Here is a 14,122-nt window from a genome sequence, read left to right as displayed (position 1 = left end):
CAGCTCAAATTCCTGTTCCCCTGCAGGATCCCGACAAGACCGCCTGTTCCGCCTGCGTTGCAAATTGGGAACGGCGGTCTTTTTCATACACGCCAAGGTGGTTTGGGCTTTGCTACGACAGCAAAGCATGAAATGCGTTCACCCGTGAACACACTTTGAGTCGACCAATGCCATCCGCCCCCGCCAATCCCAGTCTTGAGGACGAAGACCTGCTCTTTCGCATCCTCAGCCAGCTCGACAAGGCGCCTGATGCGTCCCAGCGGGCAACGGCGACGGCTGTGGGGATTTCGCTTGGCCGTCTCAACGCACAACTCCGGGCTGCCGCAGAGGCCGGTTTCGTCAAGGTCAGCGAACGTGCAGGCCCCGACAAGCGCCAGCGCTTTGCCTACGCCCTCACCACCCGTGGTGCAGCCGAAAAGAACCGGCTCACCGATCAGTTTCTCGCCCGCAAGTTCGCAGAGTATGACGCGCTTCATGCTGAACTTACCGGCACAACCAGTGGCCTCGTCCCTTTCAAGTACAGGACCAAGTTGATGCAAAACAATCTTGCCCCAATCCCAGAGCTTTATGTCTCCTACGACTCTGCCCAGAAACTGAAGGTCGAAGCGGCCGATCTGGTCAGCCATGACCTGAGCCCGCGTCAGATCTGCGATCTGGAACTGCTGATGAACGGTGGCTTCAACCCGCTCAAGGGCTTTCTCAGCGAAGAAGACTACAATGGCGTCGTTGAAAACATGCGCCTGGCTGACGGCACCCTGTGGCCGATGCCCATCACGCTGGACGTCACCGAAGATTTCGCCAGCTCGCTGGAAATCGGTCAGGACATCGCGCTGCGCGATCAGGAAGGCGTAATCCTGGCCACCATGACCGTGACCGACCGCTGGGAGCCGAACAAATCCCGCGAGGCCGAGAAAGTCTTTGGCGCCGACGATGACGCACATCCTGCCGTCAACTACCTGCACAACCAGGCTGGCAAGATCTACCTTGGTGGTCCGGTAACCGGCATCCAGCAACCCGTGCACTATGATTTCCGTGGTCGTCGGGATACCCCGAACGAGCTGCGCGCCTACTTCCGCAAGATGGGCTGGCGCAAGGTTGTTGCCTTCCAGACCCGCAACCCGCTGCACCGCGCCCACCAGGAGCTGACCTTCCGCGCTGCGCGCGAAGCACAGGCCAACCTGCTGATCCACCCGGTTGTCGGCATGACCAAACCGGGCGATGTGGACCATTTCACCCGCGTGCGCTGCTACGAGGCGGTACTGGACAAATACCCTGCGGCCACCACCTCAATGTCACTGCTCAATCTGGCGATGCGCATGGCTGGCCCGCGCGAAGCGGTCTGGCACGGCCTGATCCGCAAGAACCACGGCTGCACCCACTTCATCGTTGGCCGCGACCATGCAGGCCCGGGCAAGAACTCTGCTGGTGAAGATTTCTACGGCCCCTACGACGCTCAGGACCTGTTCCGTGAGCACGAAGAAGAAATCGGCATCAAAATGGTCGACTTTAAGCACATGGTCTATGTGCAGGAGCGCGCCCAATACGAGCCAGCGGATGAAATCGCTGACAAGGATGATGTGACCATTCTCAACATCTCTGGCACCGAACTGCGCCGCCGTCTGGCCGAGGGCCTGGAAATCCCCGAGTGGTTCTCCTTCCCCGAGGTTGTGAAAGAACTGCGCCGCACCAAGCCGCCGCGCTCGCAGCAGGGTTTCACCGTGTTCTTCACCGGCTTCTCCGGGTCCGGCAAATCCACCATTGCGAACGCCCTGATGGTCAAGCTGATGGAGATGGGTGGCCGTCCTGTGACGCTTCTGGATGGCGACATCGTGCGGAAGAACCTGTCCAGCGAGCTGGGCTTCTCCAAGGAGCACCGCGACCTGAACATCAAACGCATCGGCTATGTGGCCTCTGAGATCACCAAGAACGGTGGTATCGCGATCTGTGCACCGATTGCGCCCTACGCGGCAACCCGCCGCCATGTGCGTGAAGAGATCGAGCAGTATGGCGCCTTTGTTGAAGTGCATGTTGCAACCTCGATCGAGGAATGCGAGCGCCGCGACCGCAAGGGCCTGTACAAACTGGCGCGCGAAGGCAAGATCAAGGAATTCACCGGCATTTCCGATCCTTACGACGTGCCAGTGAACCCTGAACTGTCTGTCGAAACCGAGAATGTCGACGTCGACAACTGCGCACATCAGGTCCTGCTGAAACTGGAAAACATGGGTCTGATCGCTGGTTGATCCGGACCCAAGACAGGAAAAGGCCGCCCCGATGGGCGGCCTTTTTCGTTTGAGCCGAGAGCATCAAAGACTGGCCAGCAATGCCTCTGCGACGCGACGTTCCAAATCGCCGTATCTCGCGGCTTCTGCTTTGATCGCCCGCAACGCAGGCAGTCGCGCAGCGTAGTCCCCTTGTGACATCATCGCGATGGCCGCCCGCAACTCTGCCTCTGTTTCGCAAATCATCATGCCGGTCGGGTCGAAAAAATCACTGATATTGGGGCAGCCCCAGTAGATCGGCACTGTCTCGCACAGAATGGCGTCGATCAACTTTTCCGAGAAATAGTTTCTCTCCTGTACGTTTTCGATCACGACACTATAGCGATAGGGCGCCAGCCCATCCGCTTTGGCGTCAAACGCCTGGTACCCTTTGCCAAGGATCGCGGCGTCTGGGCGCGCGGATTGGAGATGCTCAACAATCCGATGACGCAGCTTATGACCGGGATGATCCCGCTTTGCCGAGGCGATGAGTGACAAGTCCTCCTGTTTGTTCAGTTCAAGGGTTTGCCATTCCGGAACCCAAGTGGTCCCAAACGGAAGAAAAACGCCATTGGGTAGCCGCGCCAGCAACTCCTCGTCATAGGTGAACACCCGGAAAAACCGCCGTGCTGTCCAAGGCAGCAATCGGTGGTGCAGTGCTGACATGATCTTGGGCTCTGCCACCATGACAGAGATCTGCGCCCGGCAATTGCGGGCCCTCGTGATATGCATCGCCCGCTTGATGTAAAGGATCAGATGATCCTGCTCGTCGAGGTCGCGAATGGTCTTTCCGCGCAACTCATCCGGCTGACCCAACGGCCAGGCCAGCTGATCAAGCGCAATGTCTGCGAAACCTTTGTTGAGTTTGGTGCCATATGGCACCACGGCAATGGCGGCTGGTCGTGTCATATCCGTCTCTTAGAGTGTTTCTGGCAGATCAACAGTGCCGCGCATCAGCACGAAGCCCTGCCCTGCCACGCGAATACCATCAGGAGCCTGCCGGTCACCGACACGGGTGACAACGGCCTGGCCCGGCCGCCCCATCCCGTGACCCTGCTCTGCCACAAAGCGGTCTTTTTCCATCAATCCATGATGCCAGAGATAAGCGGCCATCGCCCCGGTGGCGGAGCCTGTGAACGGATCTTCAGGCGGGCACGGCGGCGCCATCAGCAAGCGCGAGAACGTATCCCCGGCGTCTGTTGCTCCGCCCAAATGCACAACGAAAGGTTCCAGCATATCAATCCCATCCGCGCCCAGGGTCTTGCCGAGTGCTGCAAGGGCGGGAAGATCCAGCTTTGCCGCCTCAAGGGCGGCCCGATCGCGCACAACCGTCACGCAGAATGGCAAGCCGGTCGAAACCTTCTGGGGCGTCCCGACAATCGCATCAGATGGCAAAGATAGCGCCGCTGCCACAAGATCCGGATCCGCCTTCACCCCGAATTCCGGGGCAATCTGGGTCATCTCGATCATGTCACCGTCAACCGTAACCCGAACCAAACCGGCGCCGGTTTCCAGCGTAATCGCTGTCCCCTGCATCAAGCCACGGTCCCGCAACGCCGCGACAGTTGCGATGGTGGGGTGACCTGCAAAGGGGATCTCTCTTGAGGCGAGGAAATAGCGCACATGAACGTCCGCAACATCGGACGGACCGGTGAAGGTGCACTCAACCAAAGATGTCTCTCGTACATAGGCCGTGCAAACATCCACGGGCAGATGCGCCCCACCATGCACCACCGCACATCCATTTCCGCCAAAGGCACGGGCGGAAAATGCATCCACCCAGTCAAAATCAAATTGCATCAAACGGCCCTCCCGCCAAAACACAGACCCTAGCAAGACCACGCAGACACCCAGTCTGCAAGGGCGGCACTGCATTTTGTGAAAGGCATTCGACTACAAGCCGCCGTCTCCCCCCGGGCGCACCCTTTGTCTGGCGCACACTTAGAAATAAAACAGGGCACCCTTGCGGATGCCCTGTCTGCACGGTCAGTGCGCAATTGTCAGTGCACTGGCACCGGTGCGTAGTCATGCTGGCGCGCCAGCACAAATGCCATGCGTCGGTCACTGACCAGGGCCAGCTGCTCTCCCGCAGAATCATGAACGGCGTAGAGCTGTTTCTGCCCCGCTGCGCCAGCCTGCACCTCTTCGGGGAGATCGGCTACATCAACGGCTTTGACATAGACGATGCGGCTGTCCGTCTTGTCGAACTGGTATGCTGTGTGCATGTCTTTTACCCCTTCTTGATGTTGATTGTCTGAACCACGGTTTCCGGTCGGGCGCGTGTGAGATCGACATGCAGCAGGCCATTTTCCATGACCGCCTCGCCGACCTCGACCCCATCGGCCAACACAAACATGCGCTGGAACTGACGGGCGGCAATGCCACGATGCAGGAAGACACGACCTTCGCTGTCATCGCCCTGACGACCCCGGATGACCAGTTGACGGTCCTCTACGGTGATTGCCAGATCCTCTTCGCCAAAACCGGCAACCGCCAGCGTGATGCGATAGGAATGATCAGAGGTCTGTTCGATATTGTAAGGGGGATAGCCCTCGTTGCCGGATTTGGCCGAGCGTTCCAGAAGGCGTTCAAGTTGCTCAAATCCCAACATGTGCGGATACGAGCCAAGTGTAAGTTTAGACACGTTTTTCGTCCTTGATTCCAAAGCGACGTCTGCGAGTGGCCCCATTATGGCGACCAACTTCCTAAGAATATGGGTGTTTTATGCGAATTCACAAGCCCAAGGCGCCAGAGCGCTGGCGCAAACGGCACCAAAAGCGTAATCTCCGGCCAGTTTCACCCGCCAGCCGACGAGTCGCCAATGAACGCTCCTACAGATATCTCCATGAAAACCGACGATGTTTTGAAGGTGGAGCTTGAAGTGTTCAAAACCCAACACCGCGATCTGGACGAGGCGATCTCTGCGCTGCAGGAACGTGGAACCAGCGATCAGTTGACCATTCAGCGCCTGAAAAAGCAAAAACTGATCCTCAAGGACAAGATCGCCTTGATCGAAGACCGCCTGACCCCGGACATCATCGCCTGAACGGCAAAACAGTTCAGGCCTCTCATCTGCGCGCAGGTTTCGGTGCGCGAACGGGTATGGCGAGGCCAAGTTTGCGCTATCACTGAAAAATCGACCGTCCGGTGATTGGTTTCTGGGCCATGACGCATGGTCAAACGCTGCATTACCCGCTAGGACCGCCCGAATTGTTTCCGGTCGGCCTCCGACAGGGCACGGCAGGGACAAGCCACTTCACAACGAGACGAGCCTGGACATGACCGCAACGAGGGAACAGACCCCGGACCCCAGCCTGCAGGGGACCGACTACAATTTTTCGATCAAACAAGCGCTTACTGGTGCGCAGATGCTGTTTGTCGCCTTTGGCGCATTGGTGCTTGTGCCGCTTTTGACTGGGCTTGACCCAAGTGTTGCGCTGTTCACCGCAGGCCTTGGCACACTGATTTTCCAGATCGTGACCCGTGGACAGGTGCCCGTGTTCCTCGCGTCCTCCTTTGCCTTCATCGCCCCCATCATCTACGGCGTTCAAACCTGGGGTATGGCCGCGACCACGGGCGGCCTTGCAGCGGCTGGCCTCCTCTATGTGGTGCTTAGCTTTGCGATCCGCGCCTTTGGCTCCGGCTTTCTGCACAAGCTGCTGCCGCCGGTTGTCGTGGGCCCGGTCATCATGGTGATCGGCCTGTCTCTGGCCCCGGTTGCCGTCAACATGGCAACAGGCCTCGCGGGTGACACCCAGATCATGCCGCGCAACACCGCGCTGCTTTTGGCAGCGATTGCCCTGGGCACCACCATGCTGACCGCCATCCTTGGGCGCGGCATCATGAGAATCGTTCCGATCCTCGTCGGTGTGGCCGCCGGCTATATCGCCGCGTTGGTGATTGGCGCCATCACGGGTGAAAGCCTGATCAGCACTGCTGCAATCGCGGACGCCCCCTGGTTTGATGTTCCGAACTTTGTCGCGCCGGAATTCAACCTCGCCGCCATTCTGTTCATCCTGCCGGTCGCCATCGCGCCCGCGATTGAACACTTCGGCGACATCCTGGCGATCTCCAACGTGACCAAGCGGGACTACATGGAAAAACCCGGCATTCAGAACACCATGCTGGGTGATGGCCTGGCGACAGCTGCTGCAGGCCTTTTGGGTGGGCCACCCAACACCACCTATTCCGAGGTGACAGGTGCCGTCACACTGACCCGCGCCTTCAACCCGGCGATCATGACATGGGCTGCCCTCTTTGCCATCGCGCTGTCTTTTGTCGGCAAACTGTCTGGTGCCCTCTCGACCATTCCGATGCCTGTCATGGGCGGTATCATGATCCTGCTGTTCGGCATGGTCACCGTCGTTGGCCTGTCCGTCCTGTCCAAGTTGGGCGACGCGCTGTCTGAGGCACGCAACATGGTCATCATCTCCACCGTTCTGATCATCGGCCTTGGCGGTCTGACACTGCAGTTCGGCGAAGGCTTCACCCTCGCAGGCATCGGCCTCTCCGGGGTTGCAGGTCTGGTGCTGAACCTGATCCTGCCCAAACAGCGGGATTGATCCAACAGCCGCTGAAGGAGAGCGCGCCCCGCAGCGCGCTCTCCCTTTTTCACCTCATACGCTGCACAGGTATGTGCACAGCACGCCGCATTGCGGAAAATCCGAATTTCCCTATAGTGCGCGCTCGACAAGCCGCGACAGGAGCCACCAGCCATGCCCGACTCGAACGGTGCCGACATCAAAGTAGGCATCATCATGGGAAGCCAGTCCGACTGGCCCACCATGAAGGAAGCCGCAACGATCCTTGATGAACTGGGCGTTGCCTATGAGGCCAAGATCGTTTCTGCCCACCGCACCCCGGACCGTCTGTGGAGCTACGGCAAAAGCGCCGCTGAGCGCGGCCTGCAGGTGATCATCGCAGGGGCCGGTGGCGCCGCGCATCTGCCCGGCATGGTCGCCTCGAAAACCCGGGTGCCGGTGGTCGGTGTACCGGTCCAGACACGGGCGCTGTCCGGTGTCGACTCGCTTTATTCCATCGTGCAGATGCCCAAGGGCTTTCCGGTTGCCACTATGGCCATCGGCGCAGCTGGCGCGGCCAACGCGGGCCTGATGGCCGCAGGCATCCTTGCCCTGCAGGATCCAGACCTCGCCCAGCGACTGGATGATTGGCGCGACGCGCTTTCGGCCTCCATCCCGGAGGAACCTTCTGATGACTGACGTGCTTGCCCCCGGTTCGACCATCGGCATCCTCGGCGGCGGCCAGCTGGGGCGGATGCTCTCGGTTGCGGCCTCCCGCCTCGGCTTCAAGACCCATATCTTTGAACCAAGCGCGACCCCACCCGCAGGCCACGTCGCCGACCGCGTGACCACCGCAGGTTACGAGGACGCCGAAGCGCTGGCCGCCTTCGCCGCCTCGGTCGACGTGATCACCTATGAGTTCGAGAACATCCCGACCTCCGCGCTTGACCTGCTGGAATCGCAAAAACCGATCCGCCCGGGCCGCGAGGCGCTGCGCATCAGCCAGGACCGGCTGACAGAGAAAACCTTCCTGCAAGACCTCGGCCTGCAAACCGCGCCTTTTGCAGACATCACCGATCAGGCCAGCCTGGACGCCGCGCTGGCAGAGATCGGCGCCCCCTCGATCCTGAAAACCCGCCGCTTTGGCTATGACGGCAAGGGCCAGGCCCGCATCAAGACGCCGGAAGACGCAGGCGAAGCCCTTGCGGCGATGGCAGGCGCGCCCTCAATCCTCGAAGGTTTTGTCAATTTCAGCCACGAGGTCTCGGTGATTGCCGCCCGCGGTACCAGTGGCGAAATCGCTTGTTTCGATCCTGGTGAGAACGTCCACCGCGACGGCATCCTGCACACCACCACCGTGCCTGCGCGCCTCAGCACCGGCCAGCGCATGGATGCAGTGCTGATGGCTGGCAAGATCCTGAACGCGCTCGAATATGTCGGCGTTCTCGGCGTCGAGCTCTTCGTCACGCCCCAGGGACTAATCGTCAACGAGATCGCCCCGCGCGTGCACAACTCCGGCCACTGGACCCAGAATGGGTGCACCGTGGATCAGTTCGAACAGCACATCCGCGCCGTTGTGGGCTGGCCGCTCGGCGACGGTCAGCGCCATTCCGATGTGGTGATGGAAAACCTGATCGGCGATGACGTGGACCGTATCCCGGAGCTGGCAAAGGAGGCCGATTGCGCCATCCACCTTTACGGCAAGGCCGAGGCCAAGGCGGGCCGCAAGATGGGCCATATAAACCGGGTGGTGAAAGCGCAGGCCTAGGCCTAGGGGCTGGGCTGACTGGGCTGGGGGCGCTGCCCCCAGAGCCATTGCCGACTTGGGGCTCTGCCCCAAACCCCGGGATATTTCCGGCCAGAAGAAACAACCGGCACGACACTGTCGTGCCCTGTGGAACCGGCCCGCCGGTTTCACGCGCCGTAAAGAGGGCCATCCGGCCTGATGCGCGGCGCCCCTCCGTTAAGCCAGGAAACGGCCTGCAATCTCTCCCGACATATAGCTGACCTGCCCGCCGGAGATCGTTGCCGCAACGCGGTCGGTCTGCTTGTCCAGCACCAGAATGTCGGCGCGCTTTCCGCTTTCCAGTCGACCGCGATCATCAAGACCCAAAATCCTTGCCGGGCCCTCAGACAACAGTGCCCAAGCCGCCGACAAATCCATGAGCCCGGTCTTTTCCAACATCAGCGCTGCACGGCGGGGGCTTGGGTAGTGATAGTCGGACGCCAGCGCATCGCAAAGCCCCATCGCGATCAGCTCGACAGCGGAGGCATTGCCCTTGTGCGAGCCGCCCCGCACCACATTGGGAGAGCCGAGGATCACGTGGTCACCTGCGGATTTTGCAGCTTCCGCCGCCTCCATCGTCTCGGGAAACTCCGAAATCAGTGCGCCGCGATTGCGCCAGATCACCCGATCTTCTTCCGTGTGATCGTCGTGACTGCCAAGACAGACCCCAGCCGCGCCAAGGGCCGCTGCCAGCTTGTCGAGGGCTGCGGGCACCTCTGGTCGTCGGGCGTGCATGTCCTTGAGCATCTGCCAGTGCACCTCCGGGTTGCGCCCTGCCTTGAGCGCCTGGCCGGTGAGCCGAGGGGGTTTCTTTCCTTGTGCGAGGCGTTCATGCGGAAGGTGATCGTTGAAGACCACATAGGGCACCTGCCACTCTGCGATCTGCGCAGGCAGATTGTCGTAGGCCTCCAGAAGGTGGATTTCAAAACGCAGTTGCGGGATCAGATCCGTCACCACAGCAGGGCGCGCAGCCTTGATCCCCTCAAACACCTGGGCGGCGAACTCAGGACCGCGCAGACCGCCCTCCCATGAGTAGAACTGCGCCAGAACGCCAGTCGTGATGCCATTGGCGGCGAGTTCGGCTTCGGCGGCAATAACCCCTTCGGTCATCTGCTTCATCGCGCCACGACGTGGCGCCAGGTGGCGTTCGAAACCGTCCCCGTGAAGATCAATGATCCCCGGAAGGATGCGATAGTCAGACAGGTCGATCTGACGCCCGGCCCGGTCCGTCTGGATCTGGCCCGCTGCAAAGGACAGCTCGCCACCACGTTCCAGCCCATCTGGGCGCAGCACATCTGCTCCGGTCAGTGTCAGTTCCAGCATGGTCATGGCTGCGTCTCCTCTTGCGGCTGTTCCCCCTCGCTGCTGCAGCGACCACCAGCGCAGGCGTCAGCGATTTCGCCTGTGATGGAATCAAGCCACGTCAGGTCAGGATCAAAGCGCCCCGTGTCGAGGAAATGCAGCGCCTGTGCAATAACCTGCGGGTTGTTCATCATGAAGGTATGGGTGACGGGCAACACGATGTGGTCGCTCATACCATCGAGATAGGTGCTGCGGACTGAGACCTTTCCGTCATCTGGCCCCGGAATAATTGCCGAAAACACCGGGTTGAGAGAGAAGTCGCCTGCAATCACTCCAACCGGGAAACTGGCGGCGGGGAGCTGGTTTGGCACGCTTTCGGCACCGGTGCCCAGCTGCAGGCCAGCGGGACCATTCAAAAGCCCGAAGACCTCCCAGTCGCCCAGCTCATCGACCAATTCGCTGCCGTGATTTGGCGGAGCCAACATCACGGTCCGGCCAAGTGCCTCTGGCCGATTGTCCTGCAGCCAGTGGCGCAACAGTATCCCCCCCATCGAATGGGTGACAAAATGGATGCGCTCTGGGTCTGAAATCTGTGCCTGACATTGCGCGATCGCGGACGGCAGTGTCTCGGCTGCCAAGGTTGCAACCGGTTTATCCGTTGACGGATAGCCAGGGGTGACAACCTTGATCCCGCGGGCCTCCAGCACCTGCTCCATCACCGCCAGCGAGATCTCGCTACGCGCAAGCCCGTGCAGCAGGACAACGCAATCAGCGCGCGCTGCAGTTGCTGTCAGGCCAGCCGTGGCGGCAGCCAGAGCAACGGGAACAAGAGAACGGAACATGATAGTGCTGAACCTTTGAAATGACCTCTGCAAGCGCAGATAGGGGCGTTGTGCGATCAGGTGAAGTGCCAATGGGGCCTGCCGTGCAATGACGTGGCGCCTCAGTTGTTTTTCGCCGAGCCAAGCGCGCCGCGCAGATTGCGCCCCGGGGCCGACAGCACCACAACCGCAATCCCGCCCAGCACAGCGACAGAGCCGATGGTCAGGCGCAAACCGATCACCTCCCCCAAGAGAGCCGCGCCCGCAAGGATCGCAATCACCGGCACCGACAACTGAACTGTCGCGGCAACTGCGGGCGCGAGCTGGGGCAACACGTAGTACCACAGCGCATAGCCAAGACCCGAAGTGACCGCGCCTGACAGGATGGCAAGGATGACACCGGTTGGCGACACCACAATTTCTGCCCCAAAGATCATCACACCGGGGACCATCATCACGGTCGCAGCAGCAAAGTTCACCGCCGTCGCAGCAAGAGGCGCCTTGGCCCTTCGCCCCAGCAGGCTGTAGCCCGCCCAGCCGAGGCCTCCCAATGCCATCAAAAGCGAAGCCCCAAGCGGCGCAGCCGACGCCCCGTCAGTCGGCCAGACCACCACAGCGAGACCTGCAAGCGCGATCACCGCGCCGCTGATCTGGCCAAGGGATACCGCGCTGCCCCGCAAAGCCCCCCATAGGAACATCGACACCTGTACCACTCCAAACAGGATCAGCGCGCCAAGACCGGCGTCGAGATCCTTATAAGCCACGGAAAAACCGATGATATAGACGGTCAAGGCAAGCCCGCCCCAAAGGGTCTGGCGCAGATCGCGACGCAGCGAGAGTTTGCTCAGCAGACAAAGCACCGTCAGCGTCACGGCACCGGAAAACAGGCGCAACAGGCCGAAACTGGTGGCCTCCATATGGCCAGCGCCAATCGCCATCCGGCCAAGAATGGAGTTCGCGGCAAAGGCCACCATGGTGAGGGAGACAAGCAGAAACAAACGCATGTCACGCTGCTATCGCGCCCGCAAATGTCACGCCAGTGAATTCTTTGTGTCGCATGCGACCGCGGTCATCGGGCCACGGTCGATATGTTGGAAATACCGAAAACGAAAAGGGGCCGCCCAAAGGCAGCCCCAGATCTTGCAGTATTGAACGGCGGGCTCTCGGAAGGTTGGCCAAAATGACCAACCGCCTTTTGCCTCATCGCAAATCCCAGAGGGATTTGTGATTACATCATGCCGCCCATGCCGCCCATGCCGCCCATGTCGGGCATGCCGCCAGCTGCCGCGCCTTCTTTGGCGGGCTTGTCGGCAACCATGGCTTCGGTGGTGATCAGCAGGCCAGCAACCGATGCCGCATCTTCCAGAGCGGTACGGGTCACTTTTGCCGGGTCGATCACGCCGAAGGAGAACATGTCGCCATATTCGTCGGTCTGAGCGTTGTAGCCGAAGGACGTGTCTGCGGATTCGCGGATCTTGCCTGCAACGACAGCACCGTCGACACCTGCGTTTTCAGCGATCTGGCGCAGCGGCGCTTCGATGGCTTTGCGGACGATGGCGATACCAGCGTTCTGGTCAGAGTTTGCACCCTCAACGCCGTCCAGTGCCTTGCCAGCCTGAACCAGAGCAACACCACCACCAACGATGACGCCTTCCTGCACAGCTGCGCGGGTTGCGTTCAGAGCATCGTCAACGCGGTCTTTGCGCTCTTTCACTTCCACTTCGGTCATGCCGCCGACGCGGATAACAGCAACACCGCCTGCCAGTTTGGCAACGCGCTCTTGCAGCTTTTCACGGTCGTAGTCGGAAGAGGTTTCTTCGATCTGGGTACGGATCTGAGCAACACGTGCTTCGATCTCGGCCTTCTCGCCTGCACCGTCAACGATGGTGGTTTCGTCTTTGGTGATCTCGATTTTCTTGGCGGTGCCCAGCATGTCCATGGTGACGGACTCGAGCTTCATGCCCAGATCTTCGGAGATGACCTGACCGCCGGTCAGGATGGCGATGTCCTGCAGCATGGCTTTGCGGCGATCGCCGAAGCCCGGCGCCTTGACAGCAGCAATTTTCAGGCCGCCGCGCAGTTTGTTGACAACCAGAGTTGCCAGCGCTTCGCCTTCAACATCTTCTGCGATGATCAGCAGCGGCTTCTGCGACTGGATCACCTGCTCCAGCAGCGGAACCATTGCTTGCAGCGAGGAGAGTTTCTTCTCGTGCAGCAGGATCATGCAGTCGTCGAGTTCTGCAATCATCTTGTCAGGGTTGGTGACAAAGTAGGGGGACAGGTAGCCGCGGTCGAACTGCATACCTTCGACAACAGTGGTCTCTGTTTCCAGACCCTTGTTTTCTTCGACGGTGATAACGCCTTCGTTGCCGACTTTCTGCATCGCGTCTGCAATCTGACGGCCGATTTCTGCTTCGCCGTTGGCGGAGATGGTGCCAACCTGCGCAACTTCGTCGCTGTCTTTTACGTCACGTGCAGATGCCTTGATCGCTTCCACAACCTTGGCAGTTGCCAGGTCGATGCCGCGCTTCAGGTCCATCGGGTTCAGGCCGGCTGCAACCTGCTTGAGGCCTTCTTTGACAATCGCCTGAGCCAGAACGGTTGCAGTGGTGGTGCCGTCACCGGCTTCGTCGTTGGTGCGGGAAGCAACTTCCTTCACCATCTGGGCGCCCATGTTCTCGAACTTGTCTTCCAGTTCGATTTCCTTCGCCACGGACACACCGTCCTTGGTGATGCGCGGTGCGCCAAAGGATTTGTCCAGAACCACGTTGCGGCCTTTGGGGCCCAGGGTCACTTTCACGGCGTCGGCCAGAATGTTGACGCCTTTCAGCATGCGGTTGCGGGCATCGGTGTCGAATTTGACGTCCTTAGCAGCCATTGTTCACTCTCCTTGAGAATACTTGTTTATGCGAAGATGAATGTGTCGGAGCGTCAGGCTCAGACGATCACACCCATGATGTCGCTTTCTTTCATCATCAGCAGCTCTTCGCCGTCGACGGTGACTTCGGTGCCGGACCATTTGCCGAACAGGATCTTGTCACCTTCTTTGACGGCCATGGCGATCAGCTCGCCGCTGTCTTTGCGTGCGCCTTCACCGGTTGCGACGACGACGCCTTCGCTCGGCTTTTCTTTGGCGGAATCGGGGATGATCAGGCCACCGGCGGTTTTTTCTTCGCTTTCGGTGCGACGCACCAGCACGCGGTCGTGAAGCGGTTTCAATGCCATCTTTGTAGCTCCTTAAAGGCTCAAAGGTTGTTGTCTCCTCCCCCTACCCTTGGCAGGGAGTGTTAGCACTCACCACTGCCGAGTGCTAACGACGAAATAGCTAGGCAGGGTGTTTGGGTGAGTCAACAGGGTCGTTGAGATTTTTTGACCTCATTTCGCAGGTTTTTTACGCCTGCCAAGCAGCCGCCTCAGCCAAAGGGGTGCCCT

General features: G+C 60.1%; 14 protein-coding genes. 5 read left to right on the top strand and 9 right to left on the bottom strand.

The window, feature by feature from the left end; translation table 11 throughout:
* The first annotated feature begins 167 nt into the window (after window positions 1-167).
* On the top strand, window positions 168-2,243 hold the full coding sequence (locus tag KUV39_RS07780; protein WP_008561991.1) for a bifunctional sulfate adenylyltransferase/adenylylsulfate kinase: 2,076 nt from the start codon (window positions 168-170) through the stop codon (window positions 2,241-2,243).
* A 63-nt stretch (window positions 2,244-2,306) separates the two neighbouring features.
* Here the strand turns inward: KUV39_RS07780 and KUV39_RS07775 are convergent, their stop codons facing one another.
* From KUV39_RS07775 to KUV39_RS07760, 4 genes are all read right to left on the bottom strand, one after another.
* Entirely contained in the window at window positions 2,307-3,170 is an 864-nt protein-coding gene (locus KUV39_RS07775; protein ID WP_222459443.1) for a hypothetical protein, read from the bottom strand.
* A 9-nt stretch (window positions 3,171-3,179) separates the two neighbouring features.
* The gene (locus tag KUV39_RS07770) at window positions 3,180-4,061 is read right to left on the bottom strand and encodes a PhzF family phenazine biosynthesis protein (RefSeq protein ID WP_222459442.1); all 882 of its coding nucleotides are present in this window, start codon (window positions 4,059-4,061) and stop codon (window positions 3,180-3,182) included.
* Window positions 4,062-4,261: 200 nt separating this feature from the next.
* A complete protein-coding gene (locus KUV39_RS07765; RefSeq protein ID WP_008562203.1) occupies window positions 4,262-4,486 on the bottom strand; it encodes a DUF1150 family protein in 225 nt (74 codons plus the stop codon).
* Window positions 4,487-4,491: 5 nt separating this feature from the next.
* Window positions 4,492-4,905, bottom strand: a complete 414-nt coding sequence (locus tag KUV39_RS07760) for an Hsp20 family protein (RefSeq protein ID WP_074964292.1) — start codon at window positions 4,903-4,905, stop codon at window positions 4,492-4,494.
* A 177-nt stretch (window positions 4,906-5,082) separates the two neighbouring features.
* Between KUV39_RS07760 and KUV39_RS07755 the strand changes: the two genes are divergently transcribed.
* The 4 genes from KUV39_RS07755 to KUV39_RS07740 all read left to right on the top strand — a co-directional run bounded on the left by KUV39_RS07755 (window position 5,083) and on the right by KUV39_RS07740 (window position 8,549).
* Entirely contained in the window at window positions 5,083-5,307 is a 225-nt protein-coding gene (locus KUV39_RS07755; protein ID WP_008560933.1) for a YdcH family protein, read from the top strand.
* A 232-nt stretch (window positions 5,308-5,539) separates the two neighbouring features.
* Window positions 5,540-6,823: a uracil-xanthine permease family protein gene (locus KUV39_RS07750; RefSeq protein WP_050673701.1), complete on the top strand. Its 1,284-nt coding sequence runs from the start codon at window positions 5,540-5,542 to the stop codon at window positions 6,821-6,823.
* 153 nt (window positions 6,824-6,976) lie between these two features.
* The gene (purE, locus tag KUV39_RS07745) at window positions 6,977-7,480 is read left to right on the top strand and encodes a 5-(carboxyamino)imidazole ribonucleotide mutase (protein ID WP_222459441.1); all 504 of its coding nucleotides are present in this window, start codon (window positions 6,977-6,979) and stop codon (window positions 7,478-7,480) included.
* Window positions 7,473-8,549, top strand: a complete 1,077-nt coding sequence (locus tag KUV39_RS07740; protein ID WP_222459440.1) for a 5-(carboxyamino)imidazole ribonucleotide synthase — start codon at window positions 7,473-7,475, stop codon at window positions 8,547-8,549. The genes purE and KUV39_RS07740 overlap by 8 nt, the downstream gene beginning before the upstream one ends.
* A 195-nt stretch (window positions 8,550-8,744) precedes the next feature.
* Here KUV39_RS07740 and KUV39_RS07735 read toward each other — a convergent pair whose 3' ends face one another.
* From KUV39_RS07735 to KUV39_RS07715, 5 genes are all read right to left on the bottom strand, one after another.
* Entirely contained in the window at window positions 8,745-9,896 is a 1,152-nt protein-coding gene (locus KUV39_RS07735) for an alpha-D-ribose 1-methylphosphonate 5-triphosphate diphosphatase (protein WP_222459439.1), read from the bottom strand.
* Window positions 9,893-10,711, bottom strand: coding sequence for an alpha/beta fold hydrolase (locus KUV39_RS07730; protein ID WP_222459438.1), 819 nt, complete (start codon window positions 10,709-10,711; stop codon window positions 9,893-9,895). Before KUV39_RS07730 ends, KUV39_RS07735 begins: the two co-directional genes overlap by 4 nt.
* A gap of 101 nt (window positions 10,712-10,812) precedes the next feature.
* Complete coding sequence (locus KUV39_RS07725) at window positions 10,813-11,694, bottom strand: DMT family transporter (RefSeq protein WP_222459437.1); 882 nt, start codon at window positions 11,692-11,694, stop codon at window positions 10,813-10,815.
* Window positions 11,695-11,918: 224 nt separating this feature from the next.
* Window positions 11,919-13,568 carry a chaperonin GroEL gene (groL, locus tag KUV39_RS07720; protein ID WP_008563258.1) on the bottom strand — a complete coding sequence of 550 codons (1,650 nt, stop codon included), beginning with the start codon at window positions 13,566-13,568 and terminating at the stop codon, window positions 11,919-11,921.
* Window positions 13,569-13,627: 59 nt separating this feature from the next.
* Window positions 13,628-13,915: a co-chaperone GroES gene (locus KUV39_RS07715; protein WP_008562278.1), complete on the bottom strand. Its 288-nt coding sequence runs from the start codon at window positions 13,913-13,915 to the stop codon at window positions 13,628-13,630.
* Between the last annotated feature and the right edge of the window lie 207 nt (window positions 13,916-14,122).

The organism is Phaeobacter italicus (assembly GCF_019801785.1).
Classification (GTDB): domain Bacteria; phylum Pseudomonadota; class Alphaproteobacteria; order Rhodobacterales; family Rhodobacteraceae; genus Phaeobacter; species Phaeobacter italicus.
The sequence above is the reverse complement of the archived record's forward strand: the minus strand, read 5'-3'. Positions and strand labels throughout refer to the sequence as shown.

Excerpts from the sequence above, each read along its gene's own strand:
- KUV39_RS07765 (WP_008562203.1), bottom strand. The coding sequence starts at position 4,486 with ATGCACACAGCATACCAGTTCGACAAGACGGACAGCCGCATCGTCTAT.
- KUV39_RS07715 (WP_008562278.1), bottom strand. The coding sequence starts at position 13,915 with ATGGCATTGAAACCGCTTCACGACCGCGTGCTGGTGCGTCGCACCGAA.
- KUV39_RS07775 (WP_222459443.1), bottom strand. The coding sequence starts at position 3,170 with ATGACACGACCAGCCGCCATTGCCGTGGTGCCATATGGCACCAAACTC.
- KUV39_RS07750 (WP_050673701.1), top strand. The coding sequence starts at position 5,540 with ATGACCGCAACGAGGGAACAGACCCCGGACCCCAGCCTGCAGGGGACC.
- groL (WP_008563258.1), bottom strand. The coding sequence starts at position 13,568 with ATGGCTGCTAAGGACGTCAAATTCGACACCGATGCCCGCAACCGCATG.
- KUV39_RS07780 (WP_008561991.1), top strand. The coding sequence starts at position 168 with ATGCCATCCGCCCCCGCCAATCCCAGTCTTGAGGACGAAGACCTGCTC.
- KUV39_RS07730 (WP_222459438.1), bottom strand. The coding sequence starts at position 10,711 with ATGTTCCGTTCTCTTGTTCCCGTTGCTCTGGCTGCCGCCACGGCTGGC.
- KUV39_RS07725 (WP_222459437.1), bottom strand. The coding sequence starts at position 11,694 with ATGCGTTTGTTTCTGCTTGTCTCCCTCACCATGGTGGCCTTTGCCGCG.
- purE (WP_222459441.1), top strand. The coding sequence starts at position 6,977 with ATGCCCGACTCGAACGGTGCCGACATCAAAGTAGGCATCATCATGGGA.
- KUV39_RS07740 (WP_222459440.1), top strand. The coding sequence starts at position 7,473 with ATGACTGACGTGCTTGCCCCCGGTTCGACCATCGGCATCCTCGGCGGC.
- KUV39_RS07755 (WP_008560933.1), top strand. The coding sequence starts at position 5,083 with ATGAACGCTCCTACAGATATCTCCATGAAAACCGACGATGTTTTGAAG.
- KUV39_RS07735 (WP_222459439.1), bottom strand. The coding sequence starts at position 9,896 with ATGACCATGCTGGAACTGACACTGACCGGAGCAGATGTGCTGCGCCCA.
- KUV39_RS07770 (WP_222459442.1), bottom strand. The coding sequence starts at position 4,061 with ATGCAATTTGATTTTGACTGGGTGGATGCATTTTCCGCCCGTGCCTTT.